Source organism: Streptomyces sp. TOM-9, from assembly GCF_056858595.1.
This window is the reverse complement of the sequence record NZ_JBXEQB010000001.1, coordinates 7578213-7589163: the sequence shown is the minus strand read 5'-3', so window position 1 is coordinate 7589163 and position 10951 is coordinate 7578213. Positions and strand designations below refer to the sequence as shown.

Here is a 10951-nt window from a genome sequence, read left to right as displayed (position 1 = left end):
GTCAGTCATCCAGTATCTGCAGGGCGGTAATTGCGTCCAGAGCCAGCAGGTCACGTCCCAGTTGACGGCCTCCCACTGTCGCGTCACGCGAGGCGAGCAGTACATCGAATGCAGGAGGCGCTTGTTGCCTCGGGACCATTCGTACCCGAGGGCTCAGCCATGCTGCCGGAATGTGATTGGCCGCTGGATAGACGACGAACGAGGAGCACGGCGTCAGCCCGGTGGGAGCCACCGGCAAGGTGTCGACGAACAGCCAACTCGAGTGGTCGCGGATGGCCCCTACTGGTCCGGCGAAGTGGCGTACACCGCGGCGGGCTAAGGCAGGTGCAAGCAGGGGCGCTACCTCGTGTGGGTGGTCGGCCACGAGAAGGACAAGACGGTCCCGTGCAGCGGCGGCATCAGCGAGATCCTCCAGACTGGTGGTGAGGTCGTCAGCCAGTGGCCATACCTGGGCGGGTCGAGGAGGCGGATCATCCGGTGCTTTGAACTCGTGCCGACGGCAGCCTGGACATCGGCCGCAAGGCACGAGCGGTTCCACTCCGTCGATTGCCGGGCCGAAGAGGTCGTACGTTGCCTCGTCCGGCCGATACGACTGCGCTATCGCGCGGCACGCGAGGCCGGTTCCGTCCGAGAGGGCTATCACTGCGTCCAGTGCTCGTCGCGAGCGAGACACTTCCTGCTGCTGCCACGGCGACCAGTGGGAGCGCCAGAAGGCCTCGCTGCGAAGGTCACCGTGCTGCAACTCAATGGATGTCCAGTCGTGCCCGGGCCCGGCCTCGTCGGCCAGTTCTCTTAGGTCCTCAACATCCACCTGGTGGCGGCGCAGTGCGTCCAGTTCTACCAGACCCTGGATCAGTTGGGCGTTCCAGCGGCGGTTGTATGAGCCCTGGGCGACCGAACCGCGGCTCGCCTCCAGGTCCACGAACTCTTTGTTCCGGTACGTCTTACGGTGATACCACAGATCCGTCCATCGCTTCCTGGCGGTGTCGTCGGTCAGTACGGTCGTACTGAGACTCTCCGCCTCCCGTCGATCCGTGGGGGCCGTCAGCAGAAAGGCGGCTGAGGTGTCGCCGTCACGCCCGCCTCTGCCCAACTCCTGATACCAGCGGTCGACGGTCTCGGGCAGGCAGGCGTGCACCACTGAGCGCACATGGGCGTAATCAATGCCCAGTCCGAAGGCAGATGTTGCCACGACGAGGTCTACGGCGGCCGGTGATTCGGCTGTGCACCGCAACGCTTGCAGGGTCCGCGAGCGCTCATCTGCGGTTGTTCTGCCGGTCACCAGGGCGAGCCGCCGGTAGCCGGCCTGCTGCAATCGCGGCACCCATGCTTCGGCTTCTTCGGGTGATGTGACGTAGAGGATGGCTGGTCGTGGGAGGTGCGCGAGCGTCTCCGCCACCCACTGGCGACGCTGCAGTTCGTTGTCCGCCGCGGCAATCCAAAGGTCCGGTTCTGGCCGCAGGGCATTAGCTGCGATGAGCGTGCAGGGGCCAGGGTTTCCGAACAAACGGTACAAGTCTTGTAGTTCATGAGAGCCGAGTGTGGCGCTGAGCAGCAGAGTCTTCGGACTGAAGTTTCCCCGTGATCTCGGACACGTGATCGTTATGCCGCGAGCGTGTGCTGCTGACGTTGCCTGGTCTCGGCCGGGGTGAGGTAGCCGAACGTGCGGTGCTTGCGTAGGCGGCGGCGGTTGTAGAAGGTCTCGATGAAGGAGAAGACCTCGGCGCGGGCGGTGGCCCGGTCGGGCCAGGTGCGGGTGCCGATCTCTTCCTTGAGCAGGGCCCAGAAGCTCTCCGCGGCGGCGTTGTCGAAGCATGATCCGGTGCGTCCGCAGCTCTGCCGCAGCCCCAACCTCCCTATGCGCTCACGGAATTGGGTCGAGGTGTATTCGCTGCCGCGATCGCTGTGGACCACGCAGCCGGGCTCGAGTCCGCCTCGGCCGTGCGCCATGTCGAGAGCGTCGACCACCAGCTCGGCGCGGTGGTGGTCGGCCATGGCGTAGCCGACGACTTCGCGGGTGGCCAGGTCCAGCCAGCAGGCGAGGTAGAGCCAGCCCTCGGCGGTGGGCAGGTAAGTGATGTCGCCGACCAGCTTGGTCCCGGGGCGTTCGGCATGAAAGTCGCGGCCGATCAGGTCCGGGGCCGGCTTCGCTTTCGCGTCCGGCCGGGTCAGCGAACGCCGTCTGCGCCGGGTGACGCCGCGGATGTCGCGTTCACGCATCACGCGGGCGACGCGCTTGCGGTTCACCCGTCGGCCCAGGCGGCGCAGTTCGGCGTGGATGCGCGGGACGCCGTAGGTGTGCCGGGAAGCGATGTGCACCACGGTGATCTCGTGTGCGAGTGCGTCGTCGGCGGCCCGCTTGGCACGGCGGGCGGCCTCGCCCTCGCACCAGGCGTAGTAGGAGGACCGGGCGACCTTCAGCACCCGGCACAGCAGAATGATCGGATAGTTCGCCTTCTCCGTGTGGATAAACCGGTACAGCTCGCTCACCGGTCGTTCTCCTTCGCGAAGAAGGCCGTCGCTTTTTTCAGGATCTCGATCGTCTGCTGCTGTTCGCGGACCTCCTTGCGCAGCCGCTTGAGCTCCTCGCGCTCGGCGCTGGTCAGCTCACCGGACTTGCCCTCGCCCTGGTCTGCCTTCGCCCGGCGGTACCAGCCGCGCAGGGACTCGGAGCTGATGCCGAGTTCCCGAGCGACGGCAGTGACCGTCTTGCCCGAGGAATCAACGAGCGCGATCGCATCCCGCTTGAACTCCTCGGTGTAACGCTTCGTGTACTTACTTCCCACCTGGTGCTACTTCCTCTGGAACCTCAAGATCCCAGTCTCCAGGTGTCCACGATCGAGGGGAAGCTTCAGACTGAGGTGTCCGATCTCTTGGGAACGGCGCAGGAGGTCGGTACGCAGATCAGCAAGCGTGCGAAACTCCGGGCGGAAGTCACGACCCCACTGCGTCACCAGATGCGCTTCGTCGACAACCAGACCGCCGAGCCGGCCGGTGTCGGCCACTTCCATCAGCAATGCCCGAAGGGCGCGCGTCATCGACTCAGGTGACGTAACCAGGAGCGGTTGCCTGCCCTCTTTCACCCGAGTCCGCAGCCGCTCCCGTACGTCCTCGCTCGTGTTTGCCGTCCACGCAAAATGAAGCGAGGCCTTGTCTGCACTAGGAATGCGGCGCGCGTAGTGGTCCTGGAATCGGCGCTCGAAGTCGTAGGCCAACGCGACCGTCGGGACGACGATAAGGGTGACGGCGTTCTTCATCTGATCAGCCAGGCAGAGCGCCACCTCGGTCTTTCCCGAGCCTGTCGGGAGCATCGCCACAACAGTGCTGCCAGCAGGCGTTGAGACCACGGCTCGGCAGGCCGCACGCTGGCCCGGTGTCCGATATTGATCAAAGCCAGTGCAGCGTTCGAAGAAGGGGTCGGCAGCCAGATTGTCACTATGGAAGCGCCTGCCTTGCGCAGTGCCAGCACCAGCAGCAGCGTCCGGTTCCCCTGGTGAGCCAAGCCAGTGGGGCCTCCAGGGGGCAGCTGACCATGTATCTGGAGGCGACTCGCGCAGGGCGGTGACCTTTGCCGCACGCCGCAGTCGTTCCGACACGGACGGCTCTACTTCGACCCTGGTGCTGCGCTTGTCACGCAGGGACCACCTTCGCAGGAGGTGCCGCATGAGGACGGCAAGATCGAGGTCGCTGCCGTCGCCACTGCTACACAGATGAGCCACTCGCGCGTAGAGGTCGTCGTGAAACGTGGGCACACTGCTGCGCGCTGGTTCCTGCAGCACCTGGCGCAGCAATTCCTCTTGGTCCAGGTTAAGTGCATCGGTCATGACGCGGGCCACAGGACAACGGCGCCGCAGGCAATGATCGAAACAGAGGGGTGTTCGATCCCGTGGACAAGTGCCTGGCCGAGCGTCTCCTCTCGTTGCAGTTCCTGTGTCGCGCTAACGCGTTCCCCTTCGGAAGGCAATCGCTGGGACCTGGCCTGCAGCACAGCGAGTCGTGAAGCTTCCCCTCGATCGTGGACACCTGGAGACTGGGATCTTGAGGTTCCAGAGGAAGTAGCACCAGGTGGGAAGTAAGTACACGAAGCGTTACACCGAGGAGTTCAAGCGGGATGCGATCGCGCTCGTTGATTCCTCGGGCAAGACGGTCACTGCCGTCGCTCGGGAACTCGGCATCAGCTCCGAGTCCCTGCGCGGCTGGTACCGCCGGGCGAAGGCAGACCAGGGCGAGGGCAAGTCCGGTGAGCTGACCAGCGCCGAGCGCGAGGAGCTCAAGCGGCTGCGCAAGGAGGTCCGCGAACAGCAGCAGACGATCGAGATCCTGAAAAAAGCGACGGCCTTCTTCGCGAAGGAGAACGACCGGTGAGCGAGCTGTACCGGTTTATCCACACGGAGAAGGCGAACTATCCGATCATTCTGCTGTGCCGGGTGCTGAAGGTCGCCCGGTCCTCCTACTACGCCTGGTGCGAGGGCGAGGCCGCCCGCCGTGCCAAGCGGGCCGCCGACGACGCACTCGCACACGAGATCACCGTGGTGCACATCGCTTCCCGGCACACCTACGGCGTCCCGCGCATCCACGCCGAACTGCGCCGCCTGGGCCGACGGGTGAACCGCAAGCGCGTCGCCCGCGTGATGCGTGAACGCGACATCCGCGGCGTCACCCGGCGCAGACGGCGTTCGCTGACCCGGCCGGACGCGAAAGCGAAGCCGGCCCCGGACCTGATCGGCCGCGACTTTCATGCCGAACGCCCCGGGACCAAGCTGGTCGGCGACATCACTTACCTGCCCACCGCCGAGGGCTGGCTCTACCTCGCCTGCTGGCTGGACCTGGCCACCCGCGAAGTCGTCGGCTACGCCATGGCCGACCACCACCGCGCCGAGCTGGTGGTCGACGCTCTCGACATGGCGCACGGCCGAGGCGGACTCGAGCCCGGCTGCGTGGTCCACAGCGATCGCGGCAGCGAATACACCTCGACCCAATTCCGTGAGCGCATAGGGAGGTTGGGGCTGCGGCAGAGCTGCGGACGCACCGGATCATGCTTCGACAACGCCGCCGCGGAGAGCTTCTGGGCCCTGCTCAAGGAAGAGATCGGCACCCGCACCTGGCCCGACCGGGCCACCGCCCGCGCCGAGGTCTTCTCCTTCATCGAGACCTTCTACAACCGCCGCCGCCTACGCAAGCACCGCACGTTCGGCTACCTCACCCCGGCCGAGACCAGGCAACGTCAGCAGCACACGCTCGCGGCATAACGATCACGTGTCCGAGATCACGGGGAAACTTCAGTCGCGCTGCTACTTCCGCGCGGCCACGGGCTGACGCGGTGGCGGGCTCACTGGTGAGAACTGCCATCGCTTCTACGTGTCGCAGGGCAGCCTCCGCGCTGAGGTGACACAACTCCTGCCAGTCCGGCAAGGCCTCCAATACGTCCTTCCACAGGGGACCTCGCAACACCTGGTCTGAGGCCTTGTCGAAAGGCGGTTCCAGCACGCCTTCTTGTAGCGCTACAGGAGCCGGACCAGTCGGGTCGGTCCATGTGCGCACTACGGTCGGCGGCAGGAGAGCATCACCACGGCGTCGCAGCCGTCGACGGGTCCCCTCGGTCTCGGAATTCAACTGCGCTGCATCGAACTCCACCAAGAAGTCGCACGACAGCCACAGGGCTGGTTCTCGCCCGCCCGCGTACGGGCGCACGATCGCGCGGGAGCGACCTCGTTCGTCTGCACGCAGATAGCGCTCGAGCCACTCGACCAACGGATCCCCCAGGCGAAGAGGTGCGACGCCTGTGTGTTGAGTGGCAACGTTCCTTGCAAAGGCGCGAGGGCGCTTGAGCAGGGGCAGTACTTGACGGGAGGCGTCATCCGGCAATCCGCGAATGCGCTGGCCGGGGTCCGTACGAAAGCGCAGAAGATGCTCAACGGGATCCTCGTGGTGGCGCAGGCCAAGCCCTCCGCTCGCTGACGCGAAGCGTGAGAAGGCCGCCCGCAGTGGTTCAGCCTTCTCTTCAGCGGCGCGAAGATCGGAAACGCTGGCATCGTCAAAATCCGACGCCATCGTGACGGACTCAAGTTCCTCCAGTAGATCGATGTCATTGCGCTCCTCGTCCAGGCTTGTTCGAAGAGCTGCAAGGTCTACCGCAAACGCACGGCTTCCCTCCCCTTGGAGTCGTGCAACGAGGTCTTGGAGTAGATCAGCAAGCTTGCGCTGCAGCGTCGCGACGGAGTTGTGGAAAATACCAACACCTTCGCTGAGAAAGCGAATATGTGCCGTGACCCACTCACTGTTGGGCTCTGTGAAGATCACAACCTCAGCCGGCTGTGTTCGGCGAGCAAAGCGGTCCAGGCGGCCGATTCTCTGCTCCAACCGGTTCGGGTCGAGCGGCAGGTCGAGGTTGACGAGGACGTGCGCTTCCTGCAAGTTCCTTCCCTCTTCGAGGGAATGGTCACCTACGAGGACTCGCCCGCCCGCGGCTTCCAGGAAGGTGAGCACGTCATCCTCGCGCTTTTGCTGCTCGGTGCAGTTGAGGTGTTCGCCGACCGATGTGCCCCAGCGGGCCCTTGCGGCTTCGAAGAACTCCTGCGCGGTGTCGCGCGAGATAGCGACGACCACGATCTTGAGATCACGGTCCAACCTGTCCTGCACGACGTCAAGGGCGCGCTGTAGGCGGGTGCTTGTGTCGGCCAACTGAAGCCGTGCAAGTGTGGCTTCAAAAAGAGCGCGGTCGTGTGCTGGCACGGCGTGCGAAGTGGCCGCCGTCGCTTCCAGGCGTTGCTTGAGGTATCGCAGCAACGAGCGGGGGCCGCCCAGGCCACACGTCACGGCGCGGGCGTAGGCGGTGCTGGCGCACTGCCCCGTGAGTTGGTCGCGATACTGCTCGAGAAAATCATCGACCACAGCACGTGCCGGGTCAGCAAGAGGCACGAAGGCAGCGTGTCGGCCCGCAACCGGGTATTCCTCCGTCATCGCGCTATTGCGACGGTTGCGGATCATGCGCCGGCTGATGCGGTAGGTCTCCCTCACGTAGGTGACAAGCGTCGACCACGCGGGGGAGGCGATGTCCCCAGCAGCCCGGCACCGTGCAACCAGATCGGCGAGTACCGGGTCTGCGCTATGCAAAAGCAGCAACTCCTGGAGCACATTCTCGCGTTGCCGTAGGCTCGCCCGACGGGAAGAGAGGACCTGCAGATTGGTAGCTTCCCCCTCGCGCTGCTGTACCCGCTCGCGAAAAGAGTCGAGATCTGTACGTGGGAAGGCCACCGGGTCCACCAGGTGAAGCAACTCGAGCAGAGTGGAGAGGTTTCCACTCATCGGGGTGGCTGAGAGAAGGAGCAGGCCCCTGGTGCTTAGAAGATCACGCCGAAGCCCCGGTCGCCGCTCAAGGTGAGGAAGCAGGCCGTGGGCTTCATCCACGACCACCAGTGCGTGCTCGTGCAGCCCCACCTCATCAACTAGGTCGTCATGAGTCACGAGGCGCAGACGTCGGTCGTTGATCGCGTCGTCGAGCAGCAGTCGCCCGCGAAGCTCCTCATCCCACTGATGGCGTAGCGCTACAGGGACAGCGACCAACGCCGTTGCAGTCCCGTCGTCGAGGAGGAGTTGTCGAAGGACCAACCCGGCCTCAACGGTCTTTCCCAGCCCTACCTCATCCGCCAGCACAAAGCGAAGTACGGGGTCCGACAGCACCCTGGCCACCGTGTCGAGTTGGTGCTGATACAACTCGACGGGTGCCGACAGCACAGCTGTGAAACCCCGCGAAACACGGCGCTGATTGAGTAGTTGGCCGAGAAAGGCTCTGCGTGCCTCGTAGTACTCCGGGGTGTCGCAAAAACCCTCAGCCACTGCACCGACGGGGTCGGTCAGCGGCTTGTCCCACCGAATGACGAACCTGTCACCACGGAGCTTGACTTCGGGATACATGCCTGCCACACGGACCCGGTACTCATCGAATCCTGCCCAGCCCACGACTTCGGCTGCGTGCCAGCCGTAGGGCTGCCCCTTCACCCAGACCCGTGTGCCGGAGGAGACGCGTGGAAGTTGCAGGTCCTCCACAGCAACTACGTTCACCGTCTGAGGTAGACCGGGTATGTCCGTGTAGGACACGACGGCACCCTCTGGATGCTTGCCCCGGCAAAACCCGAACCCTAAATCGTTTGAGCGGACCTGTACCCAACGGCCAACGTACTTGCTCGACGGGGAAAACCTATTCAGCAATTCCGCACGCTCACGTCTCTCATGAAACACCCCCAGCGGCGCTCAGCGCAGTCGCACGATTGTAAGCAGGAAGCATGGAGACCCGCAGGCCTCGTCCACAATCACGGATCGAGGCCGCTCACCCGGCCGATGGACCATGACGCGTCCGGGCACAGCAGACTTCGGGCTTTGCCGCGGCACCGGCCTACGCTCTGCCGCGCTGGCAGTTGGGGCTTCATGGGCCAGTAAAAAGTTAGCGGGCCACATGCCGGTACGACCGCCAAGGAATGCCGTGCCACGGGCGGGCGAGGTTCGCAGAGGCGTCCTAGACCACGGCCACCACGGAGCACTTGGCCCTCTTTGCCAGGCGACGGGACTGGTAGAGGTGCTGCACGGTCACGGCGAGGGCAGCATGCGATCTGCGTCGAAAGCACGCCCCGGCCGGGCATCTGCGCGTCGTGTGGGCTGGTGCCGCGCCCCGTGCACCTGGCCAATGAACCCTCCACTTGGGCCTGGACGCCACCCACGCCCCGAGTTTCGGCCGCCGGGCGCACCGGTCTACCCGACGACGCTGCTGCGCGTGGCGACTGCGCGGCTGATGACGCCGTCGACTCACACAAGCCGACCTCGAGACTTCCCCCTCCAACTGTCGCGACTCGATCCGTCACCGAAAAAGCGACAAAATACGCATATCTCCCCACCCCGGGCCCTGGCATCGCACTTCCTTCACAAGCTGCTCACAACCTGGTGGTTGAAGCGTAGACGACACCACCGACAATCGCCCCGCTTGGGTACAGGATCCGCGGTGATCACGAGGCATGAAACCCAAACTCTTCTGGAGATTCGTGCGCTCCAGGCCGCCGGTCGTGGCGCATGACGGGCGTGCGCCGGGGGCCGGGCGTGGTTCGAGCCGGTCGAGAAGGTCGCCGATCGCCAGCAATTCGTCAACCGACACCAGTGGGAATGCCCGGGTATGAGTCGAAGTCGGCCGCCACACGAGGCCGGCAGTGCGGGGCGATCAGGGCGATTTCGGCCCGCGCCAACTCCACGGCATGGGGCGAGGCGGGGTCGATGGCCATCATGACGCGGTCCGTCAGGCGTCCCAGGGAGCGGATGCCCACGCCGTGCATCAGCCGGGACCGGGTCGCCGGCAGGCCCCATGTCCTCGACCAGGACGGAGGGGAGTTTGCGGGCGGAGAGCTTGGTCGCCAGGAGGGTGCCGACTTCCGGACAACCCCGCCACCCTGCACCGCCGCGTCACCCGGCTCGGCCCGCGAGACCGCCACAGGCGCCCGATCGGGTCTGTCGTCGCCGACCTGTCGCTGTCTGCCGACCAGTCGCGGCTCGCTCCCTGGCCGGCAGCTGGCCCGACCGGTACCACCACGCCCGCCGTCACTGCCGGCTTCCGGGCGGACCTTCGTCAAGCGGCATGGACCCGGTCTACACGCCGCTACTGAGGATTACTGCGTGATGTCGCCGGGGCTTGTGGCGAGGCAGGTGCCGATGAGGCAGCCGGTGATGATGGTGGGTCGGTACTGGATCTGGCGTAGGCCCCGGCGGACTGCGGTGACCAGGTGCGTGTAGTCGGTGAAGGCGATGTTGGCCAGGCTGGTGCGTCGCAGGCTGGACCAGATCCCTTCCACGGGGTTGAGGTCGGGTGCATAGGCCGGCAACTGGAACACGGTGAGCCAGTCCCGGGCCGTGATCCATGCCCGCATCGCGCGACTGAGGTGCAGGCCGACGTTGTCCCAGACCAGCACGATCGGTCCGCCGAGCTTGGTGTGGGCGGCGGTGAGCAGGTCTCGTAAGTCTTTCCAGGAGAAGCCTTTGCGGCCGTCGACCCGCCGGTCATCGGTGTGCCGGAAGACCAACCGCGGCCGCTCGCCGGGCTTGTAGCAGCACAGCGCGGCCACCGACAGGTGGCGCCTGCTGCCGCCGTTGACCCGGACCACCGGGGTGACGCCTGTGCGGGACCAGGTGCGGGCGGTGTGCGGCGTCATCGAGAACCCGGCCTCGTCGGCGAAGACGGTCCAGGCCCCGAGTGCCGCCGCGGTGGTTCCACGGCCGGCCAGGTCTCCTTCACCCACGTCGCGACCGCCTCATCGTCGCGCGCTGCACCGCCCTGCGAGCCGGCACCTGGGGCGACCAGCCATGCCGGTGCAGCAACAGGCACACCCCGGGCAGGGTGTAGCTCTTGTGGAACATCCGCCCGATCAGCGTCCTGATCCGCGCGAGCGTCCAGCGCTCATCCGACCAGCCGTGCGCCACCGCCCCCAACTCCAGCGCCGCCTCCAGCTTCACGAACAACTCGTCACTGAGCTTGGGCAATGACGCCGGCCCCTTCGAGACCAGGCCTGCTTCACCCCGCTCGGCCCACTCGCGCCGCCACCGCTGCACCGAGCGCACATGCACCCGCAGCACCCTCGCCACCTCGGCGTTGTCGCTACCAGCCGCGAACATCTCGCCCGCGTCCAGACGGATCTGCTCACGAAACGCCCTCCGCTCGGCAGTCAGCCCGCCACCCTGCGCGTACCTCATGACCGTGGTGTACCGCGACGATCACGGCCTGTCAGCACCCCACGACATCACGCATTACAAGTCAGTATTCACGCCGCTGCACCTGCCAGTCGTGGGCTGCTGCCTCGGTATCGCGCCCGTGGAGAGACTGACCCGGCGGATCGGACATGCGAGACTGACGGACAGTTGCAGCAACCGCGGGGGATCTGGCTTGTGGTCGTCGCACCGCCGCCACCGTTCCCGGCAC

At 65.6% G+C, this 10951-nt stretch carries 8 protein-coding genes; 2 read left to right on the top strand and 6 right to left on the bottom strand.

Annotation, left to right across the window (positions count from 1 at the left end; translation table 11 throughout):
• Position 1: 1 nt before the first annotated feature.
• The 4 genes from AC1VWI_RS35015 to AC1VWI_RS35000 form a co-directional block, all read right to left on the bottom strand.
• Positions 2-1516 carry a helicase-related protein gene (locus AC1VWI_RS35015; RefSeq protein WP_499515025.1) on the bottom strand — a complete coding sequence of 505 codons (1515 nt, stop codon included), beginning with the start codon at positions 1514-1516 and terminating at the stop codon, positions 2-4.
• A gap of 86 nt (positions 1517-1602) precedes the next feature.
• Positions 1603-2490: an IS3 family transposase gene (locus tag AC1VWI_RS35010; protein WP_499508794.1), complete on the bottom strand. Its 888-nt coding sequence runs from the start codon at positions 2488-2490 to the stop codon at positions 1603-1605.
• On the bottom strand, positions 2487-2786 hold the full coding sequence (locus AC1VWI_RS35005; protein WP_499508795.1) for a transposase: 300 nt from the start codon (positions 2784-2786) through the stop codon (positions 2487-2489). The genes AC1VWI_RS35010 and AC1VWI_RS35005 overlap by 4 nt, the downstream gene beginning before the upstream one ends.
• 6 nt (positions 2787-2792) lie before the next feature.
• Positions 2793-3824, bottom strand: a complete 1032-nt coding sequence (locus AC1VWI_RS35000; RefSeq protein WP_499515024.1) for a DEAD/DEAH box helicase — start codon at positions 3822-3824, stop codon at positions 2793-2795.
• Positions 3825-4065: 241 nt separating this feature from the next.
• Between AC1VWI_RS35000 and AC1VWI_RS34995 the strand changes: the two genes are divergently transcribed.
• Both AC1VWI_RS34995 and AC1VWI_RS34990 read left to right on the top strand, forming a co-directional pair.
• Positions 4066-4365: a transposase gene (locus AC1VWI_RS34995; RefSeq protein ID WP_499508795.1), complete on the top strand. Its 300-nt coding sequence runs from the start codon at positions 4066-4068 to the stop codon at positions 4363-4365.
• Entirely contained in the window at positions 4362-5249 is an 888-nt protein-coding gene (locus AC1VWI_RS34990; RefSeq protein WP_499508794.1) for an IS3 family transposase, read from the top strand. Before AC1VWI_RS34995 ends, AC1VWI_RS34990 begins: the two co-directional genes overlap by 4 nt.
• Here AC1VWI_RS34990 and dpdE read toward each other — a convergent pair.
• Both dpdE and AC1VWI_RS34980 read right to left on the bottom strand, forming a co-directional pair.
• Positions 5200-8238 carry a protein DpdE gene (gene dpdE / locus AC1VWI_RS34985; RefSeq protein WP_499515023.1) on the bottom strand — a complete coding sequence of 1013 codons (3039 nt, stop codon included), beginning with the start codon at positions 8236-8238 and terminating at the stop codon, positions 5200-5202. The two genes, AC1VWI_RS34990 and dpdE, sit on opposite strands and share 50 nt — an antisense overlap.
• Positions 8239-9647: 1409 nt before the next feature.
• A protein-coding gene (locus AC1VWI_RS34980) for an IS630 family transposase (protein WP_499515022.1) occupies positions 9648-10725 on the bottom strand; the annotation gives its coding sequence in 2 pieces (ribosomal slippage) (positions 9648-10286 and positions 10288-10725; 1077 coding nt in all).
• Positions 10726-10951 lie beyond the last annotated feature (226 nt).

Excerpts from the sequence above, each read along its gene's own strand:
- AC1VWI_RS35000 (WP_499515024.1), bottom strand. The coding sequence starts at position 3,824 with ATGACCGATGCACTTAACCTGGACCAAGAGGAATTGCTGCGCCAGGTG.